The sequence below is a fragment of the Kibdelosporangium phytohabitans genome (assembly GCF_001302585.1).
In the GTDB taxonomy this organism is placed as follows: domain Bacteria; phylum Actinomycetota; class Actinomycetes; order Mycobacteriales; family Pseudonocardiaceae; genus Kibdelosporangium; species Kibdelosporangium phytohabitans.
Genome location: NZ_CP012752.1, coordinates 6,940,087 through 6,962,153, shown reverse-complemented (window position 1 = coordinate 6,962,153; position 22,067 = coordinate 6,940,087). Strand labels below are relative to the sequence as shown.

At 69.2% G+C, this 22,067-nt stretch carries 21 protein-coding genes; 5 read left to right on the top strand and 16 right to left on the bottom strand.

Features of this window, described 5'->3' with window-relative positions; genetic code table 11:
* Window positions 1-156: 156 nt before the first annotated feature.
* A complete protein-coding gene (locus tag AOZ06_RS31265) occupies window positions 157-1,794 on the bottom strand; it encodes an ABC-F family ATP-binding cassette domain-containing protein (protein ID WP_054292676.1) in 1,638 nt (545 codons plus the stop codon).
* Window positions 1,795-1,937: 143 nt separating this feature from the next.
* Between AOZ06_RS31265 and AOZ06_RS31260 the strand changes: the two genes are divergently transcribed.
* Window positions 1,938-2,690 carry a crotonase/enoyl-CoA hydratase family protein gene (locus AOZ06_RS31260; RefSeq protein WP_218921807.1) on the top strand — a complete coding sequence of 251 codons (753 nt, stop codon included), beginning with the start codon at window positions 1,938-1,940 and terminating at the stop codon, window positions 2,688-2,690.
* 7 nt (window positions 2,691-2,697) lie between these two features.
* On the opposite strand, the gene AOZ06_RS31255 is transcribed toward AOZ06_RS31260, so the two are convergent.
* Entirely contained in the window at window positions 2,698-3,417 is a 720-nt protein-coding gene (locus AOZ06_RS31255; RefSeq protein ID WP_236951798.1) for a lysophospholipid acyltransferase family protein, read from the bottom strand.
* Between the two features lie 366 nt (window positions 3,418-3,783).
* Here AOZ06_RS31255 and AOZ06_RS31250 point away from each other — a divergent pair, with 366 nt between their 5' ends.
* Together AOZ06_RS31250 and AOZ06_RS31245 are read left to right on the top strand one after the other, a co-directional pair.
* Entirely contained in the window at window positions 3,784-4,851 is a 1,068-nt protein-coding gene (locus AOZ06_RS31250) for a cobalamin-independent methionine synthase II family protein (protein ID WP_054292673.1), read from the top strand.
* Between the two features lie 94 nt (window positions 4,852-4,945).
* Window positions 4,946-5,485 carry a TetR/AcrR family transcriptional regulator gene (locus AOZ06_RS31245; RefSeq protein ID WP_054292672.1) on the top strand — a complete coding sequence of 180 codons (540 nt, stop codon included), beginning with the start codon at window positions 4,946-4,948 and terminating at the stop codon, window positions 5,483-5,485.
* 149 nt (window positions 5,486-5,634) lie between these two features.
* On the opposite strand, the gene AOZ06_RS31240 is transcribed toward AOZ06_RS31245, so the two are convergent.
* From AOZ06_RS31240 to AOZ06_RS31230, 4 genes are all read right to left on the bottom strand, one after another.
* Window positions 5,635-6,030, bottom strand: a complete 396-nt coding sequence (locus AOZ06_RS31240; protein ID WP_417999977.1) for a carboxymuconolactone decarboxylase family protein — start codon at window positions 6,028-6,030, stop codon at window positions 5,635-5,637.
* Entirely contained in the window at window positions 6,011-7,432 is a 1,422-nt protein-coding gene (locus AOZ06_RS60450; protein WP_083472059.1) for a DHA2 family efflux MFS transporter permease subunit, read from the bottom strand. The genes AOZ06_RS31240 and AOZ06_RS60450 overlap by 20 nt, the downstream gene beginning before the upstream one ends.
* Before the next feature lie 2 nt (window positions 7,433-7,434).
* Complete coding sequence (locus AOZ06_RS31235; RefSeq protein WP_054292670.1) at window positions 7,435-8,241, bottom strand: TIGR03084 family metal-binding protein; 807 nt, start codon at window positions 8,239-8,241, stop codon at window positions 7,435-7,437.
* Window positions 8,242-8,345: 104 nt separating this feature from the next.
* Window positions 8,346-9,425: a carboxymuconolactone decarboxylase family protein gene (locus tag AOZ06_RS31230; protein WP_063810148.1), complete on the bottom strand. Its 1,080-nt coding sequence runs from the start codon at window positions 9,423-9,425 to the stop codon at window positions 8,346-8,348.
* A gap of 82 nt (window positions 9,426-9,507) precedes the next feature.
* On the opposite strand from AOZ06_RS31230, the gene AOZ06_RS31225 reads away from it, so the two are divergent.
* Window positions 9,508-9,990, top strand: coding sequence for a winged helix-turn-helix transcriptional regulator (locus AOZ06_RS31225; protein ID WP_054297048.1), 483 nt, complete (start codon window positions 9,508-9,510; stop codon window positions 9,988-9,990).
* A 114-nt stretch (window positions 9,991-10,104) separates the two neighbouring features.
* Here AOZ06_RS31225 and AOZ06_RS31220 read toward each other — a convergent pair whose 3' ends face one another.
* The 4 genes from AOZ06_RS31220 to AOZ06_RS31205 are packed head-to-tail and all read right to left on the bottom strand — an operon-like array spanning window position 10,105 to window position 13,545.
* Window positions 10,105-10,761, bottom strand: coding sequence for a DUF6239 family natural product biosynthesis protein (locus AOZ06_RS31220; protein ID WP_157233357.1), 657 nt, complete (start codon window positions 10,759-10,761; stop codon window positions 10,105-10,107).
* 17 nt (window positions 10,762-10,778) lie between these two features.
* Window positions 10,779-11,345, bottom strand: coding sequence for a hypothetical protein (locus tag AOZ06_RS31215; RefSeq protein WP_054292667.1), 567 nt, complete (start codon window positions 11,343-11,345; stop codon window positions 10,779-10,781).
* Window positions 11,342-12,979: an FAD-dependent oxidoreductase gene (locus AOZ06_RS31210; protein ID WP_054292666.1), complete on the bottom strand. Its 1,638-nt coding sequence runs from the start codon at window positions 12,977-12,979 to the stop codon at window positions 11,342-11,344. The genes AOZ06_RS31215 and AOZ06_RS31210 overlap by 4 nt, the downstream gene beginning before the upstream one ends.
* Entirely contained in the window at window positions 12,976-13,545 is a 570-nt protein-coding gene (locus AOZ06_RS31205; RefSeq protein WP_054292665.1) for a DUF5987 family protein, read from the bottom strand. Before AOZ06_RS31205 ends, AOZ06_RS31210 begins: the two co-directional genes overlap by 4 nt.
* Before the next feature lie 458 nt (window positions 13,546-14,003).
* Between AOZ06_RS31205 and AOZ06_RS31200 the strand changes: the two genes are divergently transcribed.
* A complete protein-coding gene (locus tag AOZ06_RS31200; RefSeq protein ID WP_063810147.1) occupies window positions 14,004-14,912 on the top strand; it encodes a helix-turn-helix domain-containing protein in 909 nt (302 codons plus the stop codon).
* A gap of 9 nt (window positions 14,913-14,921) precedes the next feature.
* On the opposite strand, the gene AOZ06_RS31195 is transcribed toward AOZ06_RS31200, so the two are convergent.
* From AOZ06_RS31195 to AOZ06_RS31170, 6 genes are all read right to left on the bottom strand, one after another.
* Entirely contained in the window at window positions 14,922-15,899 is a 978-nt protein-coding gene (locus tag AOZ06_RS31195; RefSeq protein ID WP_054292664.1) for a DUF1702 family protein, read from the bottom strand.
* A gap of 35 nt (window positions 15,900-15,934) precedes the next feature.
* On the bottom strand, window positions 15,935-16,900 hold the full coding sequence (locus AOZ06_RS31190; RefSeq protein ID WP_054292663.1) for a hypothetical protein: 966 nt from the start codon (window positions 16,898-16,900) through the stop codon (window positions 15,935-15,937).
* Between the two features lie 49 nt (window positions 16,901-16,949).
* Window positions 16,950-17,618, bottom strand: coding sequence for a winged helix-turn-helix transcriptional regulator (locus tag AOZ06_RS31185; RefSeq protein WP_054297047.1), 669 nt, complete (start codon window positions 17,616-17,618; stop codon window positions 16,950-16,952).
* Between the two features lie 95 nt (window positions 17,619-17,713).
* Window positions 17,714-19,045, bottom strand: a complete 1,332-nt coding sequence (locus AOZ06_RS31180; RefSeq protein WP_218921806.1) for an extracellular solute-binding protein — start codon at window positions 19,043-19,045, stop codon at window positions 17,714-17,716.
* A complete protein-coding gene (locus AOZ06_RS31175; protein ID WP_054292662.1) occupies window positions 19,042-20,694 on the bottom strand; it encodes a thiamine pyrophosphate-binding protein in 1,653 nt (550 codons plus the stop codon). The genes AOZ06_RS31180 and AOZ06_RS31175 overlap by 4 nt, the downstream gene beginning before the upstream one ends.
* Window positions 20,691-21,989: an FAD-dependent oxidoreductase gene (locus AOZ06_RS31170; protein WP_054292661.1), complete on the bottom strand. Its 1,299-nt coding sequence runs from the start codon at window positions 21,987-21,989 to the stop codon at window positions 20,691-20,693. The genes AOZ06_RS31175 and AOZ06_RS31170 overlap by 4 nt, the downstream gene beginning before the upstream one ends.
* Window positions 21,990-22,067: the final 78 nt, after the last annotated feature.

Sequence of the window (22,067 nt, the reverse complement as noted above, 5' to 3'; positions counted from 1 at the left end):
CAGTGTTTTGCAGTCATTGTGGTGCACGGCCGCGGGCCACGCCGCCGGGGGGAGGGACGCGGGACGGTTCTCGCCTGCTCACAGCGCGGCGGCGGCCGAGCCGCACGGGCCGCGGAGTCCACAGTGGGAGGTGGCCGCCCGCGCGGTGTGCCGCGTTCAGCGGTCGCGGACCTCGCCGTCGGCGACCTCGACGTGCCGGGTGGTCGACACGGCTTCCAGCATCCGCCGGTCGTGCGTGACCAGCAGCAACGTCCCCGGGTACGTCGACAGCGCGGCTTCCAGCTGCTCGATCGCGGGCAGGTCGAGGTGGTTGGTCGGCTCGTCGAGCACGAGCAGGTTCACCCCCTTGGCCTGGAGCAACGCCAGCGCCGCCCGGGTCCGCTCGCCGGGCGACAACGACCGGGCGGGCCGGGTCACGTGCGCGGCCTTCAGACCGAACTTCGCCAGCAGGGTTCGCACGTCCGCCGGTGTCCACTCCGGAATCGCCGCGGTGAACGCGGCCAGCAGCTCCTCGTCGCCGTCGAACAGCCCACGGGCCTGGTCCACCTCGCCGACGACCACGCCGGGCCCGAGCGCCGCGGTACCGGAGTCCAGCGGCACCCGGCCGAGCATCGCAGCGAGCAGGGTCGATTTGCCCGAGCCGTTCGCGCCGGTGATCGCGACCCGGTCGGCCCAGTCGATCTGCAGGTCGACCGGTCCGAGGGTGAAGCCGCCGCGGCGGACCACGGCCCCGCGCAGGGTGGCCACCACCGCGCCCGACCGGGGCGCGGCCGCGATCGTCATCCGCAGTTCCCATTCCTTGCGGGGTTCCTCGACCACGTCGAGGCGTTCGATCATGCGCTCGGTCTGCCGGACCTTGGACGCCTGCTTCTCCGTGGCCTCGCTGCGGAACTTGCGGCCGATCTTGTCGTTGTCGGTCGCCTTGCGCCGTGCGTTGCGCACGCCTTTGTCCATCCAGGACCGTTGGGACTGGGCACGCGCTTGCAGTGCCGAGACTGTGTTGGCGTACTCGTCGTACTGTTCGCGGGCGTGCCGCCGGTCGACGTCCCGTTCGGTCAGGTACGCCGCGTAGCCGCCGCCGTAGCCGCGGATCTGCTGTTGCGCGAGGTCCAGTTCGACGACTCTGGTGACCGTGCGGGTGAGGAACTCGCGGTCGTGGCTGACCACGACTGTGCCCGCGCGCAGTTCGTTGACGAACCGCTCCAGGCGTTCCAGGCCGTCGAGGTCGAGGTCGTTGGTCGGCTCGTCGAGCAGGAAGATGTCGTACCGGCTCAGCAGCAACGACGCCATGCCGACGCGGGCGGCCTGCCCGCCCGACAGCGACGTCATCGGCTGGTCGAGGCTCACCGCGAGGCCCAGGTCGGCGACGACGTCCTCGATGCGTTCGGCCAGGTCCGCGCCGCCGAGCGCGAGCCACCGCTCCAGGCTGTCGGCGTACGCGTCGTCCACGCCCGGCTGATCGGTGCCCAGTGCCGCCGCGGCCGCGTCCATCTCGGACTGGGCTCGTGCGACGCCGGTTCGCCTGCCGAGGAAGTCCCGCACGGTCTCGCCGGGCCTGCGTTCCGGCTCCTGCGGCAGGTGCCCGACGTTGGCTGTCGCCGGGCTGAGCCGGACCGATCCCTGTTCGGCGGGGACGAGGCCGGCGAAGGTGCGCAGCAGCGTCGACTTGCCCGCGCCGTTGGCCCCGACGAGCCCGATCACGTCGCCGGGAGCGACGACCAGGTCGAGGCCGGAGAACAGGACACGGTCGCCGTGGCCCGCGGCGAGGTCTTTGGCAACGAGTGTGGCGCCCATCAGACGACAATTATGCCCAGTCGCGCCGCGCCGCGGACGGGCCCTTGACTATGAACTATGCTAGGTATCATAGTTACTCGTCAGTAGGATTCGTGAGAGGGTCACCTGATGGCTGACGCGGTCACCACCGACTGCGCGGGCACGTGCTGCTGATCGGCCTGAACCGTCCGGAGGAACGCAACTCCTTCGAGAGCACGATGCTCGACGGACTGGCCGACGCGTACGGACGCCTGGAGGACGACCCGGACGCGTGGGTCGGTGTGCTGTTCGCGCACGGCGACCACTTCACCGCCGGGCTGGACCTGGCACAGGTCGCCGGCCGGATCGGCAGCGAAGGAGGGCTGCGCCACGACTGCGGCGCCGCCATCGACCCGTGGGGCCTCGTCGGCCGGGAACGGTCGAAGCCGCTCGTCGCCGCCGCCCAGGGCTGGTGCCTGACGCTGGGGATCGAGTTGCTGCTGGCCTCGGACATCCGCGTCGCCGCGGACGACACGCGGTTCTCCCAGCTGGAGGTCAAACGCGGCATCTACCCGTTCGGCGGCGCGACGATCCGGTTCCCGCGCGAGGCGGGCTGGGGCAACGCCATGCGCTGGCTGCTGACCGGTGACGAGTTCGGCCCCGACGAGGCACTGCGCCTCGGCCTGGTGCAGGAAGTCGTACCCGCGGGCACGCAGCTGGACCGGGCGGTGGAACTGGCCGAGCGGATCACCGACCAGGCCGCGCCGCTCGGCGTGCGGCTGACGCTGGCCTCGGCCCGGCGTGCGGTGACCGAGGGACACCAGGCCGCGGCCGATCGGCTCGTGCCCGATCTGCTCCCGTTGTTCGGCAGCGAGGACGCGGCCGAAGGCGTGCGGTCCTTCGTCGAGCGCAGGGCCGCACGGTTCGTCGGCCGCTGACGGACCCTCAGTCCCGCGCGGCGGCTTTCTCGGGCGTGGGCGCGGTGCCGCCGAGGTGCGCGGGCAGCCACCACGGGTCCTCGCCCGGTTTCGGCGCGGCCGGGTAGTCGCGCTGCACCTGGTCGAGCAACGCGCCCATCCTCGTACGCAGATCGCGGGTGAGCTGGTCCTGGTCGTCGCCGGGCACCGGCTGGAACGGTTCGCCCGCCTGGATCACGATCGGGACGTGCCGCTGGGTGAGGTCGCGCGGCCTGCCCTTGGTCCAGAGCCGCTGGCTGCCCCAGATCGCCATCGGGATGACCGGCACCCCGGCTTCGGCGGCCATCCGGACCGCGCCGGTCTTGATCGCCTTCACGGTGAACGACTGGCTGATGGTCGCCTCGGGGAACACACCGACGACCTCGCCGGCCCGCAGGGCGGCCACCGCCTCGCGGTACGAGGCCTGCCCGGCCGAGCGGTCGACCGAGATGTGGTGCATGCCGCGCATCAGCGGCCCGGCGATCCGGTTGGCGAAGATCTCCTTCTTCGCCATGAACCGCGTCTTGCGCCCGGCGGGCAGACCGGCCAGCCCGCAGAAGATGAAGTCGAGGTAGCTGACGTGCGTGCAGGCGACGACCGCGCCGCCGCCGGCCGGGATGTGCTCGGCGCCGCGCACGTCGAGTCTCAGGTCGAGGACCCGGAACAGCGTCTTGCACGCCGCGATGACGGGCGGGTAAACGAGCTCCACGGGCGACCTCATTTCGTCGGGGAGTTTGCTCCGTTGCGCACGGCTACCCTTGATCGCATCATCCCAGTCATGCTGTCCGGATTGCGAGCTTCTGTGGCGCCGGGCACGTCAGCGGTGGCGTTCACCGCGGATCCGGCGTTCGGTGCCCGCCGATCTCCCTTTAGGGCGGACGGCGCGTACGCCGGGCGGCGTAGCCGGTGTCCCGGACAGCGAGACGGGAACGCGGCACAACGTCCGTCCAACGTGGTCACCAGGACTTATCCGGTGCGCGTAGCAGAACACGATGATCAACGTTTGCGGTGACCGTGCGGACATTCGGGTGAAGGGGTCTTTTTCGCGAGCTGGATCACCACCACGATATGGCATATGCCTATACCCACCGAGCCGATCGGCAGCATTCCTCGCCCGCGGTACCTGCTGGACGCGCTGGCCGATTTCCAGGCAGGCCGGATCGACCAGCGATCGCTCGATGCCAGCTACGACAGGGCGATTGCCGAAACTGTCGAACGTTTCGTCGAAGCGGGCTCACCGGTGATCGTCGACGGTGAGCAATCGAAACCGAGTTTTGTGGGCTATCCGCTGCAGGGACTCACCGCGCTCGACCCGGACGGTGTCGTCATTCCGTTCGCCGACGGGCACACCCGGCAGCTGCCGCGGCTCAGCGGTGGACCGTTCCGTTACGGTGTTCGCGCCGCGACCTATCTGAACAAAGCGAAAACACTGACCGACCGGCCTGTCAAGCAGGCCGTAATCGCGCCGTCCGCGTTGAGCCTGCTGTATCCGGCCGACGGTATCGACGGATACTCGCGCGACGCGTTCATCGCCGATCTGGCCGACGAGGCGGAAGCCGACATCAGGGCGTGCCTCGACGCGGGCGCCGATTCCGTTCAGCTCGATTTCACCGAAGGCCGGTTGGCGATCAAGCTCGACCCGTCCAAGGGGGTGCTGCGCGATTTCGTGGCACTGAACAATGTCGTGCTTGATCGTTTCTCGGACGCGGAACGGGCGAAGCTCGGTGTGCACACGTGCCCGGGTGGCGACCAGGATTCCGTGCACAGCCTGGACGTCGACTACGCCGAACTGCTGCCCGAGCTGTTCCGGCTGCACGCCGGCACCTTCTACGTCCAGCTGGCCAGCGAGCCGGACCGGGCGAGGGTGCTGCAGCTGATCGCCGAGCACTCGACCCCGCGGCAGCGGATCTTCGTCGGGGTGACCGACCCGATCGACCCGAGGGTGGAGACCGCTGAGGAAGTGCGCGACCGCGTGCTCGAAGCGGCGCGGTACATCCCGCCGGACCGGCTCGGCACCTGCGACGACTGCGGCTTCTCGCCGTTCGGCGACGACACGTCGACCTCACGGGACACCGCCTTCGCGAAGGTCGCGGCCCGCGTCGAGGGAACCAGGCAGGCGTCGGAGCAGCTCGGCCTGAGCTGACACCGGGCAATCGGGAAGAAGCACGGCACGCGGCCCTCGACGAGGATCGTGGGATATGACCGGACTTCCCAGCCGCACGGCCTGATCGCGGCCGATGGCCGCAACCGAACGCCCCTACCACCACGGCGATCTCCGCAACGCGCTCCTCGCGGCGGCGATCGAACTGGCGGCGTCCGGCGGTCCGGACGCGATCAGCGTCCGGGCCGCTGCCCGCGCCGCCGGAGTGGCGCCATCGGCCGTGTACCGGCATTTCGACGATCGGGAGCACCTGCTGGCGGCTGTCCGCGAGCACGCGGCGAACCGGCTGGCCAGTGCGATGCGGCAAGGAGCAGGCGCCCTCTGCGCCACCGCGAAGGCCTACATCTGTTTCGCTGCAACGGAACCCGGGCTGTTCCGGACCGTCTCGCCACGGTTCGCGCCGGGACACCGGCCGTTCCAGGTGGTCGACGGCGTCCGTCTCGGACCGGCCGCGGAGATGGCGGTGTGGTCGTCCGTGCACGGGCTCGCCGTGCTGGTGTCCGACGGGCCGCTGAGGGACGTGCCGGGCGCGGTCCGGGACGAGGCCGTCGAGCGGATGCTGGCCGCGCTGCGGCACAGCATCCGCGAAACCCAGTGGCCCGTCTCGAAACGTTGACAAGCCTTGTCGACGGCCCGGCTTCCCGCTGGCCGCACCGCGGGAAGGCACTGGTACAACCCGGGACAAGCCCCTTCCCGCGGCACGCCCAGCGGAAACCTGGAACCGCCGAACAAGACCAGCAACGTTGCGAGACGAGCCACCGGGAATCAGCCCGCCGCGGCCACGTATCCGTGTTCGGTGATGGCCTTGGCGATCGGGAGGTAGCTGCGGGCGTGCTCGGGCGCCGCCGTGCCGAGGCCGTCGACGTACCTGTTGAACATGCAGAACGCCGCGGCGATCAGGACGGTGTCGTGGATCTCCTCGTCGGACGCGCCCTCGGCACGAGCCGCCTCGACCGCCTTCGTGGTGACCGCCCGGCCGCTTTCCCTGACCTGCAGAGCGATCTCGAGCAACGCGGTGAGCTTGGCCGACCGCGGCGCGTCGTCGACGTCCTCGACGCCGAGTTCGACCGCGGCGATCGCGGCGTGCGAGTTCGCGCAGAACGTGCACTCGTTGCCGCGCGACACCGTGGTCGCGATCAGCTCACGTTCGCCTCGGGTCAGGGAATTCGGTTCCCTCAGCAGGGTTTCCGCCAGCTCGGTCAGTGGCTTCGCCGTACTCGGGCGGTACTGGAACAGTCCGCTGATGCCCGGCAGGCTGGTGCCCAGTTCGATGTGCGCCATCGATTCCTCCGTGGGGTTGCAACAACAGGCTGAGCGGGGCCGCTGCCAGCAGGGTCGCCGACAGCACGATCAACGCCGCGTGCGCGGAGAACGCCAGCAGCACGGCACCGGCCAGCGCGGCACCGACCGCCGCGCCGATCTGCCGTGCCGTGTTGAGCACGCCGGACGCGGCACCCGCGCGCTCAGCTGGAATATAGCGCAGTGCCAACGTTGTGGTGGGAGCGATGGCGAGGCCCTGGCCGACTCCGATGGCGATGAGCGGCCACGTGAACGACTGCGGGAAGCTGAAAACACCGGCAGCGAACACGAGCACGCCCGCACCGAGCAGGAAGCGGCCGTCGAACCGGTCGGCGAACCTGCCCGCGATCGGCGCGACCGCGCTGAGCGCGAGCGTCCACGGCAGCGCCGACACACCGGAGGACAACGCGTCCATACCCATCTCGTTCTGCGTGTGCAGCACGAAAACCAGCAGGAAACCGGTTGTCCCGTACGAGGTGACGAACGTGATCACCGTGGCCACGGCGTAACCGCGGTCGCGGTAGAGCGTGAACGGCACGAGTGGTTCGGGATGACGGCGTTCCCACACCACGAACAGCACGAGCATCAGCGCCGATCCCGCGTACAGCCAGCTCGCCCCGGTCTCGACGAGCGCGTAGACGAAACCGGTCAGGCAGAGTGTGATCAGCGCGACGCCGACCACGTCGAACCTGTGCACGCCGCCGGGCCGGATCCGCGGCACCACCCGCAGCGCGCCCGCGATACCCGCCAGCCCGATCGGCACGTTGAGCAGGAACACCGACGGCCAGCCGAGGTGTTCGATCAGCAGCCCGCCGAGGATCGGCCCGGCGACCGCGGCGATCCCGGCGACCGCGGTGAAGATGCCGAACGCGGCACCGCGCCGGTTCGCCGGGAAGATCGCCGAGATCAGCACGAGCGACTGCGGCACCAGCATGGCCGCGCCGAGTCCCTGCCCGACCCGGAAGGCCACGAGCCAGCCGGGGCCTGGCGCCAGTGCACAGAGGACGGAGGTGGCCACGAACAGCGCCAGCCCCGCGACGAACAACGTGCGCGGCCCGATCCGGTCACCGAGCCTGCCGAACGGGATCAGCAGTGCGGCGAACACGATCAGGTACCCGTTGATCACCCACAGGATGTCGTCGAGGCCCGCGCCGATCGTGCCCATGATACTCGGCGCGGCCGTGTTGACGATCGTGGTGTCCAGCAGGACGAGGAAGTTCGCGACACACAGGACGAGCAAGGCCCGCCACGGCCGGACTGACATCGTCAGTCGCGCACGGCTTTGGCGAACTGGCCGGGCTTGCGGCCTTCGCCGGCGGGCCCGCGGTACGCCTGCGCGATCTCCAGCCACTGCTCGGCGTGCTCACCCGTGGCCACCAGCGCCAGGTCCGCGTGGTGCCTGCGACGGCTGGCCACGTAGCAGAGGTCGAGCGCCGGTCCCTCGATCCGCTGCGTCGCGGTCGGCGGGCCGAACGTCCACAATGTACCTGAAGGTGCGGTCACCTCGAACCTGAAGTCCTCGGCGGGTGGCGTCAGGCCGCGCGCCAGGTAGCCGAAGTGCCTTGTGTGCACGATGAAACCGATCAGGTGCGCGATCCGGTCGGTCCGCTCGACCTCGACGCCGAGCGCGTCGGCGACGTCCTGGCCGTGGCCGAACAGCTCCATCATGCCCGCACTGGCCAGCACGGCCGGGGGAAGCGGGTTGACCAGCCACGGAACGACTTGACCGTCCGGCACGGCCTCCAGCGCGTCCGCTGCCTTGATCAGCTCGCCGTACCACGCCGCGAGCAGCTTCTCCGGTGGCAGCGCGATGTACGGTTGCAGTGCGGCCGTGACGGCCGATTCGAAGTCGGTGTTGACCTGTTCGGCGAGTTTGCCGAAGGTCTCCGGGTCGGACGCGGCGAGGCCCGCGATCCGGAAAGTCGCGGCCAGGTGGGCGATCTGGTGCGCGATCGTCCATCCCGGAGCCGGTGTCGGCGTCCCCCAACCGGCCGCGTCGAGTCCCGACAGCAGTGTCCTGAGCTGTTCGGCGTCGGCCTTGAGGTCCGAGATCACGGTCTGTGGCGCGGTCATCCGCCAGTCCTCCCACCGTAGTCGCAGTGCGATCCACCCCAGACTGCAACAGTGGGCCTGCGACACGCACCTTCCGTTGTGCTGCAAACGAAAGGTGGTGGGGACTACGTACCGACCGGATTGTCGGTACAGTGGTCGTGCGCGCACTGGCCGACGGCGATCCACGAGCCGATCCGCCTGGCTGCGGCCATGCTCGCCCACGACGTGAGTTCCACAAGGGACCTGTCGTCCGGCTGGGTCTCGCGGAACCGGGCGATGGTCGGTGTGTCGAGCTGGAACGACGCCATCGCGGTCAGCACGGCCAGCTGTCCCGCGGGGCGGTCGCGGACGGGCAGTTCCGCCACCGCGTCGGTGACCCACGTGCGGCTCAGGCCCGGTGGGTCGCCGATCCAGTCGTCCAGCATGCATGACACCAAGGCGCGCACCGAGTCGGGGACCGAACGGGCGCCTGCGGCGTCGATGGCGGCGGTGGCGCGGGCGAACGCGTCCGCCACGCGCGAGTTGTCCCGTGCCCACGGCAGGTCGGCGGGCAGCGGCGCGGCGGGCAGGAAGTCCAGCGCCGCCCCGGGTCTGTGCGGGCCGCGGGTGGCCGAGCGCATCAGCTTGCCGAGCATGCGTAACGCCGTTCCCCGGGCAGCCGGGGGAATCATGCGGGGCAACGGCGAATCCGGCAGGAAGACGTTGACCATCCGGTTGATGTAGTGGAACGCGAGCACGACGCCGATCAGCTCGGGCCCGTGCGTCGCGGGGAAGGGCGGGCAGCACGGCGTGGTGGTCGCGCTCGCGGTGCGGCGGGCCCAGTCGGCGAGACCGCGGACGCGCAGGTCGTTCTCCGGGTCGTCGGCGTCGTCGGTGACGAACGCCTCGAGCGTCATGCTGTGCACGTCGACGCAGTAGGAACACGCGTTGCAGAGCGACACCGCGGTGGCGACGGCTTCCTTGGTGTCCCGGTCGGTGCGGTCGGTGACCACGAACGCTTCCCGCAGCATCACCCAGCACGCGGCCATCACGTCCGGGGCGGGGGAGTGCAGTGCGATGGGCGGGGCCAGCAGCCCGAAGTCGCTTTCCACTTGCCGGCACACCGATGCGGCGAGCGAGCTGTCCCCGATCGGCGGCACGGGTGCCACGTGGTTAATTCCGGCCAGCGATTTACGGAGCGCCGCCTTGAGCAGAATTCCGCCCATGTTTCACCCCATTTAGCTGAACGACTGACAGGACACTACTTCATGCTAGTTCGTTGAAGCAACTGACCGTATGATGTACCGAATGATACGTCGGACGTACGATGGGCAGCTGTGCACCATCGCCCGCGCACTCGAAGTGGTCGGCGAACGGTGGACGTTGCTGATCATTCGGGACGCGTTACTGGGAGTGACGCGTTTCGAGGGCTTTCGCAGCACGCTCGGCGTTCCCCGCAACGTGCTCACCGACAGGCTGAACCTGCTCGTCGCGAACGGCGTGCTCGAGCGCGTGGTCTACAGCGCCCGGCCGGTCAGGCACGAGTACCTGCTCACCGCGAAGGGGCGGGGTCTCGCGCCTGTCATCGTGACTTTGATGGAGTGGGGCGACGAGTACTTCACCGACGAGGCGCACGGGCCGCCGCGGCGCATCGTGCACGAGGGGTGCGGCGGGCAGGCGGTCTCGCAGCTGGTGTGCGTGCGGTGCGGGAGTCCGCTCGGCCCGCTGGACATGACGGTGATCCCGCTGCCTGCCCCGGGTGCGGAATCGGACAATTCTCACTCAGGGTGATCAGCGGTGTGATCATTTCCTGACCCGAAATAAGCGTCGAAGTCGTGCCCGTGACGAAATGATCACCGCATTCGGCGTCTGAATTGTCCGGTGTACCGTTCCGATGCCGGGAATTCAATCCGAGCCATTGTACGCCGTAGTAGCGTTGATCGCAGGCGGAGATCCGGCGGCGCGCTCCAGAGGGCGTGCCGTAATGGCATATGCGGTCCCTGCCAATGCCGCCAGGGCGAGTGCGGTCGCCACCACGCGCAGCGCCACGCGGGCGGGTCCGGCACCGGCCGGGCGGCACACCGTGAACCAGGACAGCCCGGTCAGCGCGAACACGATCGCGGTGTGCATGAGCGGTTCCGACGGCGGTCTGACCGGCCACGCCCGTCCAAACGCGACAAAGGCGGCCACGGCCGCCGCCACGACGATCCACGGCGCGCACGCGCGTCCGAAAGCGACGACCTTGGCCTTCCGCTCGTCCCTGCTCAGGACGAGCCACAGGGGAGCCGACGACAGGGCCAGCAGCAGCACGACGAGCTGCGGCGGCAGCGCCAGCCCGGCGGACAGCATCAGTTCGAGCACGATCGCGCCGACGGCGGACGCCGCGACCATGGCGGTCGCGGCGCGGCCGGTCTCGGGGACGAAGCCCCGCAGCACGGCGAATCCGGCGATCGCCGGAACCGCCGTGAGCAAGGCGACTCGCAGGATCAACGGCCCGATGCTCACCGGGACGGTGAGCACGTGGTCGTGTCCTTGGTACGCCGTCACCAAAGCGGTGATCACAGCACCAGTGCCCGCAGTCAGGCGGTTGCCATCGCGCAGGAACACCGCATCTGGGTGCGTTCGGACTGGGTGGGCCGCAAGTGGTAGACCATCGCGACCACCATGGGAACGAACACAATGGCGTTATAGAACAGGTGTAACTCCACCCGTGGGAAGACCAGCTGCGCGATGCTCGTCGGGACGGGCATGCCGAGCAGGTTCGACTTGGTCAGCGCCTGCACGAGCAGCAGCAGGTGCTCGAAGTGGTGCCACACCTGGATCCACATCGCGATGTTCCACCACGTGCGCGACCGCCCGACAAAACCCTTGCGCAGCATCACGAATCCGATGAGCATCAGGATGGCGTAGCCGTAGTGCATCCATTCGGAGCTCACCAGCCACGGCCACGCGAGGCCGAGCACGCCGCCCGCCTTGGGGCGCGGCCAGTCCAGGACGTAGATCTGGATCGCCTGGACGATGTGCTCGGCCCAGTGCGCCAGTACGACGAACGCGAACAGGCCCAGCGCCAGGCGGTGGCCGGATGTGTTGAGGCGGTCGAGCAGCCCAGGGGCTGGGGCGGGAGTGTGGTGGACGTGAGCTGTCATCCTGCGACTCCTGTCGTCATCGGTGTCGACGTGACGCCGACGGGCACGGGTGCGCCGTAGTCGACCGCGACCCCGCGTTCCCTTGCCGCGCGGACGATTCCGGGAATCGCCCGTTCGGCCAGCGCGCCGATGGTCAGCGCGGGGTTCACGGTGAGCGCACCGGGAACAGCCGACCCGTCGGTGACGAAGATACCGGGGTGGCCCCGCAGTTCGTGACGGTCATCCAGGGCAGAAGTCGCGGGATCGTCCCCGATCCGGCACGAGGCGAGCGGGTGCACGGTGTACGCGCCGACCAGATCGTTGGTCCACGCGGTGACTTCCGCCAGCCCGTCGCGTTCCAGGATGTCCTTGACCTCGGCGTCCGCCGCCGCCCACCCGCTCAGCGTGTTCGGCGTCGGGTCGTAGCTCAGCGGGCCGCGGCCCAGCATCTGCTGGGAGATGCGGAAAGCGTTGCCGGTGGGCGGCGGCGGGCCGAACACGCCCTCGTTGTCGTCCTCGGTCATCTGGAAGATGATCAGCCAGGACTTCCACTGCTCCAGCATCCGCTTCTTGGCCGGGCCGAACCACGCCGGGTCGGCGACACCGGGCGCCTGCGCCAGAATCGTGCCGAGACCGGGCGGGAAGTACAGCTGTTCGAGGGAGAACCGCCCGTACTCCGGCAGCGACGCGTCCAGCTTGTCCCAGTTCGCGACCACCGGGCCCTTGCCGATCTGGTTGGCCTCGTAGGCGATCCGCCCGCCCGCGCGGCTCAGGCCCAGCACGTCGCGCACCCGGTCCTCATTGAGCACGGCGGTGTTGAGCCGTTCGCCGTTGCCGGAGAAGTAGCGGCCGACCGCGTGCGGCATCGCGCCGAGCGTCTCCTCGGAACGCTTGAGGATGACCGGGGTCGCGCCCGCGCCTGCCGCGAGGACGATGATCTTCGCGTCGATCGCCCCCTCGCCGGTGTGCACGCGGTAGTCGACCTCGTCGATGGTGGTGTAGCGGACCCGGTAGCTCCCGTCGTCCTTGCGCTCGATCCGCTGGACCTCGTGCAACGGCCGGATGTCCGCGCCGTGCGAGACCGCGGCGGGGATGTAGCTGAACAGCAGCGACCGCTTCGCGTCGAACCGGCAGCCCGCCATCATCCAGTTGCAGTTGGTGCACTTGGACAGGTCGACGCTGACCGGGACGGGATTGGCCGTGCGCCCGGCGTGGTCGCACGCCGCGGCCCACAGGCCACCGGCGAACGTGACGTCGTCCCAGGTCTGCTGCTCGACGACCATCGCCTCGGAGATCCGGTCGTACCAGGGGTCGAGCGTGTCGCGGTTGATCGCCGACGGCCACATCCGCCTGCCGATGCTGCCGTGCCGTTCGAAGGTGAACCGCGGTGCCCGTGGCAGGGCGGCGAAGTACACGACACTGCCGCCGCCGACGCAGTTGCCCGACAGCACGCTCATGCCGTCACCTGCGACGAAGTCGAAAACCCTTGTGTAGGAAGAACCCAGCAGGAAGTCGTGTTCGAAGTCCTTGCCGGACAACCAGGGCCCGCGTTCGAGGACGACCACCCTTGCGCCACCCGCGGCGAGGTGGTAGGCGGCGATCGCGCCACCGAACCCGCTGCCGACGACGAGGACGTCCGTGGACTCAACGGTCATGCCGGGCTCCCGGAAGAAGTGGTGTTCGGATGGGGCCGCGCGAGTGCCCTGCCGTAGGAGTGCTCGCGGAAACGCCACAGGCCGTCGTCGTCGGGTTTGCCGAACCCCATGGACAACAAACCGGGGTGTCCCGCTGCGATCGCATCGGTCGTGTGCATGTGCGCGGCGCTGTCATATGCCATGTAGCTGAACAAGGCGAGCAGCACCCAGCCGTCCTTCTCCGGGTGGCCGGGCGCGACCAGGCGCGCGATCAACGCGCTCCGGTGCTCGTAGGAGAGACTGACGAACGGGGGGACGGTGCCGTCCAGGTCGAGGCCGATCTCCGCCGCGTAGGCGGTGGCGTGGGCGTTGAGGGTCTGGCTCAGCGGCGCGAGACCGGCCGTCACGCCCGTCGCCGGGTCGTTGAGCATCTCCAGCGCACCGGCCTGCACCGCTCCGCCGCCTGGCGCAACGCCGGCGATGGCCCGGTCATCGGCCGACCGCCGCTCACCTGGAATTATGGTGTCCGCGTACGCCTCAAGCGTCAGGACCTGTATTTCCTCGGCGTCACCCGTGGGCGATCCCATCGATTTCCTCCCTGTCTTCACGCCTGGTGAAACGGCCAGCCGGGAATCGCCCCGGCGGAGCGCGCGCATGGGGGCCGGCTGATCCATCGTCGGGCGGTGGTCCAAACGGGCGCACCTCCCTGCGTGCTGTTCTCGCAGGTCGGGGTATCCGAATGATCAGATATCGATTGGGGTGCCCGTTTTATTCCAGTTTTGTAATGACGATTCGCTACGCTGGGTAAGAAACCGCGTTACTGTCTCTTTGATCGTCCTACCGTTCGGAGTGTGATCGGTTTATCACGGTGCGCTTGCATGCCTGGTGACGTCCTGCTAGCGTGCGTAACTGGTAAGGCTGGGTTCTTAGTCGAACCGGGTTCTTAGTCAAAAGAGGTAGTGATCCTTTTCCGGTTCAGTCGTGAAGCGAGGATTCAGCGCCGGGGGCATTCCCCAGTCGCGTTGCCGGGTCTCCGGGGGGCTCAGTGGATGAACTGATCGAGGAAGCGGTCGGTCGTGTCATAGACGCCATGTACAACAACCTGGGCGAGCAGATGACGCTCGACGACATGGCGAGAGCCGCGATGTTCAGCAAATTTCACTTCTCCAGGATTTTCCAGCGGGCCACCGGTATCTCGCCAGGGAGATTCCTGTCGGCCATGCGGCTGCAGGAAGCGAAAAGACTGCTGCTGGCCACGTCCCTGAGCGTCACCGAAATCAGCCACCGCGTCGGCTACCAGAGCGTCGGCACCTTCAGCTCGCGGTTTCGCAGCAGTGTCGGCATTTCGCCGAGCACGTACCGGCGGCTCGGTGGCCTCACCCCGCAGGTGTGCGGCACCACCCGCCGCCAGCACCTGACCTCGACCAGACCCGCCACGCTGCACGGGCAGATCACCGCACCGCACGTCCCCGCGGGCCTCGGCCTGATCTTCGTCGGCCTGTTCCCCGACCGGCTGCCGCAGGGCCGCCCGGTCCGGTGCACGGTGCTGACGAGGCCGGGACAGTACGAACTCAACGACGTCCCACTGGGAACGTGGTACCTGCTCAGCTATTCGGTCGCGGCCGACCGCGATCCGCTGATCCCCAACCCGCGTGACGAGGGAACGGGCCTGTTCATTGGGGCGTGCGGGCCGATCACGATCCGCCCGGAAACCCGGGTGCGCCCGGCGGACCTGCGGTTGCGGCCGATGAGCCGCCTCGACCCGCCGGTACTGCTGAGCCTGGTCGGGCGGTCGGGCATGTCCGGCAGCCGTCACGTCGTCTCGTCCGGTGTGTCGTCCTCGTCCGGACCGCCTTCCGCCCGCTACGGCCCGGACTGGGGCGGGCTGGAACGAGAGCCCGTTCGGACTTCCCGTCCAGCCGCCCGGTCGTCGAGGAAGCGCACTTCCTCGTAGCGCCCGGCGCTACGAGGCGAAGTGCGCCCTGATCTTCTGCCGCCACAGCTCGTATGTCGGGTCTGTGGCGGCACTGTCACCGACGACAGTGTTCCCGTCAGCGACCTCCACGGCCGCGGCCACGCTCACATCACCGAGCTTGGCCGCGGCCGTTTCGGTGTGTTCGGGGACGAAGCCCGCAAAGGTCCGAGCTCTCACCGCGAAGACCATACCGAGAGCGACATCGGCGTGGAACTCGCCGGCCAGCTTGCGCAGTTCGGCCAGGCCGTCCGGCGTGGTGCCGCCGGCGAACGTCGACGCCAGGCCGACCCCGCTCCACAGGTCCGCGTGCCGGGTGGGCGCGAACTTCCCGACCGCGTCGGCGACGTCCGCGGGCCGCCCGCCCTGGATGAACCACAGCGCCCGGCCGATGCCCTGGTCGACAGCACGGGTGAAGTACCCGGGTTTGCCCTGCCACGGGTAGGGCGCCGGAACGTACTGGCGATCCACCCATTTGCGGGTGTCGAAGTAGGCGCGGTCGAACCCGTAGCCGTCCACCGCCAGCCAGCTCATCGTCGGGTGGTACGGCGAGGAGTTGACGAGGTCCGGCACTACTCGTTTCCACAGTGGCCGGGGCAACCGGGCCATGGCGAACCCGATCCCGATGTACGCGAGGAAGATGTGCGGCCGCCCGGGGCCGTCGAGCAGGTCACGGGTCTTGTGGCCGCGCCCGCCGCGCATCGCGTCCAGGATCGTGCACGCCATCGTCGCGCCTTCGTAGGCGAAGCCCAGCTGATCCGGTCGCACCAGCGACAGCCTGCGTTCCAGTTCCCACGGCGAACGGGTGTCGATGCCCCACTCGAAGCCGCACAGCACGGCCTGCGGGATGGCTTCGAGGTGTTCGGCGACGTCGGCGGGTCCTGGCGGGAAACCCCGTTTCTCGTGCGTGACGTCGGCGAACGACGGCGTCATCAGCAGCCTGCGGACCGAGCCCAGTGTGGTCGGCATTGTCTGTCTCCCAGCGTTTCTCTCTGGTTCAGGTGTCAGTTCCACGGTGCGGTCGGGTACCACGGGATGATGTCCCTGCGGGCGAGCATCCGGATGTCCCAGTACATGAACGTGAACACACCCGCGACGATGAGCGACGCCGCGACGACGATCGTCAGCCTGCGCGGGTCGGTGGTCAGCCACTGCCGCAGCCGCTTGCCCGTGACCAGCGTCAGCACCAGGAACAACACCGCCATGATGACGACGTTTCCCAACGACTGCAGGCAGAACGCGACGACACCGTACAACGGGTTGTGGCTCTCGGCCGCCTCCCGGAACATCTGGCGGAACAACGGGAACGGACGGCCGATCAGGAACGCGCCGATCAACGCGCCCATGAACACCATGGGAGCGTTGGGAAACCGGCGGGCGACGCGGCGGAACGGGTCACGCACGTAGCCGAGCGCGGCCAGCCCGAGGTAGATCATGACCAGGCCGATCAGCCCGAACACGACCAGCGACTGCACCGACCGCGCGGACAACACGCCGGCGGGGACCGCGGCGGTGTCGAACTGCGGCATCCTCGTGCCGACGATCCCCACGACGAAGCCGTACACCGCGGACACGACGAGCATGCCGACCGCCAGCCAGCCCAGCGGTCTGAGGGCGTGCGCCACGCGCCGCCACCGGCTGCCCGCCGAACCGAGCAGCGGTGCGACCGCGCCGAACGCCGCGATGTTGCACGCGGTGAACGTGCCGGCCAGGCCGGAGACGAAAGCGAACAGGATGCCCGCCGCGACACCGGTGATCGGGGTCTGCTTGGCGTCGTGGCCCAGCAGCGTGTTGGCCACGGAGTCGCCGATCGCCGAGTCGACGAACTCGGCCGACCAGATCACCGTCAGCAGGAAACCCGCGATCGCGCTGACCACCAGCACGAGACCGCGCCTGCGCGGGAAGTGGCCCGAGACGAAACTCGACGTTGCTTCGGGATGAAGTGCTTGTGCCGGAACGGAACGCGTCATCAGGTTCTCCCGGAGAGGATGGAAGCGATGACCGCCGCGCGGATGGCGACTACCCGGCCAGCACCCGATACCGGTCGGGGCGGAAGAGGACTGGCAGATCGGCGACGGCGGCAACGTCTCCGTTGATCTTGATCGCCCCGATGTCGAGCGCCTCGCGCAACGAACGGGTGCGGTGCAGGATGGCGTGCAGCGTCAGGACGTCCGTGTCGATCGTGGCGTCCGGCGCGTGCACCTCGCCCCTGGCCAAGTCGAGTTCGCCGTCGAGCACGCACACGCGGTAGCTGCGTTCGCTGACGTTCAGCGCGAACCGCAGGGTCCGGCCCCGGGCGGCGCCCGGGTCGAACAGGACGCGCAGGGACAACACGTTGGCGTCGACGCTCTGCGGCGGCGAGCACGGCGGAGTCGGCGACTGCAGCGCCCACATCCCGAGCATGTGGATCACGGGCTCCAGTTTGCAGCCCCACTCGGTCAGTTCGTAGATGTGGACGGACATCGGCGGTGGCATCCGGCGGTGGTGCACGACCCCTTCGCGGGTGAACTCCCGCAGGCGCTGGGCGAGCACGGTCGGGCTCACGCCAGGCAGGTCGGCACGCAGGTCGGTGAACCGCTTCGGGCCGAGCAGCAGCTCGCGCACGATCAGCAAGGCCCACCGTTCGCCGACGATGTCCAGCGCCTGCGCAGTCGCGCACCCGTCGCCATAGGAGCGTCTGGGTGCCATGTCCTCCAGCATAGTCACCAACGACCGGTTTCCCGTGATGCACGGTGAAATTGCTAAATCTCTTCGACGTTGCTCCGCCCACCGCCACGATCGGCCTAACGCCAGGGAGAGAACGGGCGTTCGGCGAGGTACTTGTCGAGCAGGTGCTGCGCCTCGGCCTGTGCTTTGGTCAGCGCCTGCACGGGATCCACGTCGTGCGCGAGCACCTCGTGCATCCCCTCGGTGAGGATGTCCTGTATCTCGAAGTACTTGCCGACCAGCGCGCCCGCCGGGGACCGGCCCTCGGTCATCATCATGCCGATCTGCTCGCTCGGCGCGCGGTAGTGCGGGTGGGCGTCGAACCAGCCTTCCCGCTCGAGCAGGGCGAACGCCGACCGGGTGACCGGGATGAAACTGTGTTCCTTGTGGTACGCGGCGGCGTTGACCGGGTTGGCCAGGTACTGCATGAACGCCAGCGCGCCGTCCCGCGTGGCCGGGTCGAGCCCGTCGGCCAGCCACAACGACGTTCCCGCGACGACGTTTCCGTGGTACGGAACGTCGGCGTTGTAGGGGAACCGGGACACCGCGAGCTCGAAACCGGCGCGCTGGGCGGCGTCCACTGTGCTGCCGAGGTCGTTGGACGAGCTGAACCGGAACGCGGTCCGCTGCCCGGCGAACGAGTGGAACGTGCCGAACCAGTCGCCGATCTCACCCGAATAGTGGTACAGGCCGTCCTTGTGCAGCTGCTGCCACCACGACACCCACGCGAGCATCTCCTTGCTGGTGAAGTCGACCTTGCCCGCCCGGCCGCGCCTGCCGTTGCCGTTGTCGGCGATGTGTCCACCTTGGACGGCCAGCGCGTGCTGGAACGGGATGCCGTGGTTGGCCCAGCTGATCGCGTGCTGCGGGCCGTCCGGCAGCTGGGCGATCCGTTCGCACGCGGTCCTCAGGTCCTGCCAGGTCTCCGGCACCTCGTCGACACCGGCCGCGCGCAGGATGGTCATGTTCGTGAACAGGTGGTAGGTGGTGGCCACGGTCGGCAGCGACCGCAACTGGCCGTAGGACGTGTAGTTGGCTCGCAGCGCGGGTTCGAGGTCGTCGAGGACGACCGGCTCGCCGAGGATCTCGTCCCGGCCGCCGACCTCCTCCTCGACGGACGCGAACACCGGTTTGCCCGCGGGCTCGACCATGTCGAGCGCGTCCGGGCTCTGGGTGTAGTAGAACTCCGCGATCGCGGGGACCGAGCCGTCGTTGGCCGCACGCGTCACCGTGGCGGGCATGTCGTGGAAGTCGATGCCACGGATCCGCACCTCGTACTCGGGGTGCGCCTTCTCGAACTCGCGCGCCCGCGCGTAGAGGGTGTCCATGTAGTGCGGGAAGGTCAGGTCGGCCAGCCACGCCTCGACGACTGTGCGGTTCATGGTTTCGTTGTCTCCCCTGGTGGTCATGCCGGTTCCGGCGCGGTGGCGGGTGTGGTGGCGACGGGGCGGACCATCTCCACCATGTGCTCGCTGACGACGTCGCGGACCACTTTGCAGTCCAGCAGCAACGTGCCCGCGCAGCCGCCGTCGCGCCAGCGGCGCACGACGTCGAGGTCCGCTGTGGTGCGCACGACCGCGGCCCGCGCGCCGAGCGAGGTGGCCAGCCCGGCGAAGTCGGTGTCGGTGAAGATCGTCCCGGCGGACGCGTCGAGACCGGCGAACATGTGGACCTCGGCGCCGTAGGCGGCGTCGTCGTAGACCACGACGAGGGCCGATCCGGCCGTGCGGATCAGTGTCTCCAGTTCGGACAGTCCCATTAGCGCGCCGCCGTCGCCCGCGGCCAGTACGACTGTGTGACCGGGCCGCGCGGCGGCGGCACCGGTGGCGCCCGCGAAACCCATGCCGATGCTCTGCACCGCGACGCCGGTGAACACGAACGACGACGGGTCCGCGACCGGCCAGTACATCCCCGGCCAGCAGATGAAGTGCCCGCCGTCGGTGACCAGGATCCGGTTGCCGGGCAGCAGGTCTGTCAGTGCCATGGTCAGGGTGCGTGGATCGATGCGGTCGGCGGTGCTCTGGTCGGCGTAGGCCTGCTGGTCCCAGCTCGCGAGTTCGAGCTGGTCGGCGACCCGCGTCCGCCAGTCGGAGGTGGGCGCCGCCCGCACCACCCGGTTCAACGCCAGAGCCACGGCCCGCGCGTCGCCGGTGACCGCGAGGTCCGTGCGCGGCGAGATCTGTTCGGCCCGGGTGTCGACCTGGGCGACGACGGTGTCGCGGCTGAACAGCCTGCCGCCGTGCGTCGTCCACTCGCCCAGGCTGGTGCCGAACGCGATGACCAGGTCGGCGTCGCCGATGAGCTTGGCCGCGACCGGGGACGCGAGGCTGCCGCCGACGCCGAGCGACCGCGGGTTGGTCCCGAAGATGCCCTTGGCCAGCAACGTGTTGGCGAGCAGGCCACCGCACCGGTCGGCCAGCCCGGCGATCGCGGGGCCCGCGCCCGCCCGCCACGCGCCCAGCCCGGCCAGCAGCAACGGCCTGCGGGCGGCCGTCAGCCGCTCGGCCAGCTCGTCGACCACGGGCGGTGGAGCCCCGGTCGTCGGCCGGGTGGCCGCGACGGCCCGTTGCGGTTCGGCGGGGGAGCCGAGGAGATCGACCGGCAGGAACAGCACGACCGCCCGGTGCTCGGACCGGGCCAGCCGGAAGGCGTGACTGAGAGTGACCGTCACGTCCGTCGGGTCGGTGAGGCTCACCGCGGTGGCACCGAGCGACGCGACGAGCGTTTCCTGGTCGATGTCGATGTAACGCTGGGCCTTGGGCGCGCCGCACAGCAGCACCACCGCGCTGCGATTGCGCACGGCGTCTGACAATGCGTTGGCAGCGTTGGCCAAACCGGGCCCGTAGGTGACCGTGCAGACGCCGACCTCACCGCTGACACGGTGGTACGCGTCGGCCATCGCCACCGTGCCGCCTTCATGTCGCGCCGGGACGTAACGGATGCTGGTACCGGCCAGCGCGGCCACGATACGGACGTTGCCCGTGCCGACCACGCCGAACGTGTGCCGGACCCCGAGTGCTGACAATCCGCTCGCGACCGCGTCGGCGACGGTTGTCACCGTGCCTGCCGCAGGACGCGCAACAGCATGGGCGGCTTGAGCAACGCCTGCGGTGGGTCCACCAGGCCGGCCACCCGCATGAACGCCGACAGCACGACCGGGTCCTTGGTCGCCGCCGCCATCACCTTGGCCATGTAGCCGTTGAGCACACGGACCTGCAACGGCCGTTTGCCCTCGACCTCCGGGAAGGACAGGTCGCCGCCCGCCGAGATGCCCCACGGCACGTCGATCACCTTGGCGATGGCCCGCTGGAACTCCAGCGGGTCCGGGACCCCGCGCCGCACGTGCTCACGCAGCACCAGCGCTTCCTGGGCGGCCACGGTCATTCCCTGCCCGTAGACGGGGTTGAAGCTGCACGCGGCGTCGCCGAGCACGATGAACCCGGCGGGCATCCGCGTCAGCTTGTCGTACCGCGGCCGGATGCTGACGGGGTAACGGAAGTTGACCGCTTCGGTGATCGGCTCGGCGTCCTTGACGACCTCGTAGATGTCCCGTGTCGGCAGGGACCTCACGTAGTCGAGGAATCCGTCCGGGTCGGTGGGCGCGCGGTCGCCGAGCACACCGCCGACCGACAGCACCCATTTGCCGTTCTCCATCGCCGAGAAGAACGCGCTGCGGCGAGTCAGGGGGGACGGCAACGGGTTGACCGACTTGACGCCGTTCATCACCGACGGGTCCGGCAACCGGTAGATCCTGGTGGTGTAGCTGAAATCGATCTTGACCTGTTCCTCGGCCGGGCGCGCGTAGCCCAGTTCGGCCAGCCACGCCGGGGTGCGCGAGCCGCGGCCGGTGGCGTCGACCACCAGGTCCGCGTCCAGCGTCGCCTCGGATCCCGAGTGCACCCGCGCGCCGGTGATCCTGGACTTGTCCGGTGTGGCGGCCAGCCCGACGATGTCGTGCTGCTCCAGGAACTTCACGTTGCCCAGCGACGCCACCCTGGCCCGCACGAAACTCTCCAGCACGGGCCGGGTGGCCGAGATGTACTTCATGCCGGTGACGGCCTTGGCCGCCTCACGCCCGGCGAAGAACCACCGGTGCTCACCGAGGTCGCCGGTCAGCGCGCCCTCGGCCAGCGCGTCCTGGGTGAAGCCGTCGAACAGCTCGTCGAGGATCTGGTGGCCGCGGGCCAGCAGGCCGTGGATGTGCTTGCCCTGCGGGACACCGCGCCGGGGCTCGGCCACGCCGAGCAGCTTGTCCCGGTCGACCACCAGCACCTCGGTGAACGTCTCGGCCAGCACCCGCGCCGCGAGCAGCCCGGCCATGCTCCCGCCAAGCACAACAGCGCGGGTACTCATCACATGCCTCCTCAATAGGTCCTGACTGGAATCGTCACCACGGCCGGCTCGATCGCGCTGATCGTGCACGCCACGCAA

Excerpts from the sequence above, each read along its gene's own strand:
- AOZ06_RS31265 (WP_054292676.1), bottom strand. The coding sequence starts at position 1,794 with ATGGGCGCCACACTCGTTGCCAAAGACCTCGCCGCGGGCCACGGCGAC.
- AOZ06_RS31250 (WP_054292673.1), top strand. The coding sequence starts at position 3,784 with ATGCCTATACCCACCGAGCCGATCGGCAGCATTCCTCGCCCGCGGTAC.
- AOZ06_RS31245 (WP_054292672.1), top strand. The coding sequence starts at position 4,946 with ATGGCCGCAACCGAACGCCCCTACCACCACGGCGATCTCCGCAACGCG.
- AOZ06_RS60450 (WP_083472059.1), bottom strand. The coding sequence starts at position 7,432 with ATGTCAGTCCGGCCGTGGCGGGCCTTGCTCGTCCTGTGTGTCGCGAAC.
- AOZ06_RS31235 (WP_054292670.1), bottom strand. The coding sequence starts at position 8,241 with ATGACCGCGCCACAGACCGTGATCTCGGACCTCAAGGCCGACGCCGAA.
- AOZ06_RS31230 (WP_063810148.1), bottom strand. The coding sequence starts at position 9,425 with ATGGGCGGAATTCTGCTCAAGGCGGCGCTCCGTAAATCGCTGGCCGGA.
- AOZ06_RS31225 (WP_054297048.1), top strand. The coding sequence starts at position 9,508 with ATGATACGTCGGACGTACGATGGGCAGCTGTGCACCATCGCCCGCGCA.
- AOZ06_RS31215 (WP_054292667.1), bottom strand. The coding sequence starts at position 11,345 with ATGACAGCTCACGTCCACCACACTCCCGCCCCAGCCCCTGGGCTGCTC.
- AOZ06_RS31210 (WP_054292666.1), bottom strand. The coding sequence starts at position 12,979 with ATGACCGTTGAGTCCACGGACGTCCTCGTCGTCGGCAGCGGGTTCGGT.
- AOZ06_RS31205 (WP_054292665.1), bottom strand. The coding sequence starts at position 13,545 with ATGGGATCGCCCACGGGTGACGCCGAGGAAATACAGGTCCTGACGCTT.
- AOZ06_RS31195 (WP_054292664.1), bottom strand. The coding sequence starts at position 15,899 with ATGCCGACCACACTGGGCTCGGTCCGCAGGCTGCTGATGACGCCGTCG.
- AOZ06_RS31190 (WP_054292663.1), bottom strand. The coding sequence starts at position 16,900 with ATGACGCGTTCCGTTCCGGCACAAGCACTTCATCCCGAAGCAACGTCG.
- AOZ06_RS31185 (WP_054297047.1), bottom strand. The coding sequence starts at position 17,618 with ATGGCACCCAGACGCTCCTATGGCGACGGGTGCGCGACTGCGCAGGCG.
- AOZ06_RS31180 (WP_218921806.1), bottom strand. The coding sequence starts at position 19,045 with ATGACCACCAGGGGAGACAACGAAACCATGAACCGCACAGTCGTCGAG.
- AOZ06_RS31170 (WP_054292661.1), bottom strand. The coding sequence starts at position 21,989 with ATGAGTACCCGCGCTGTTGTGCTTGGCGGGAGCATGGCCGGGCTGCTC.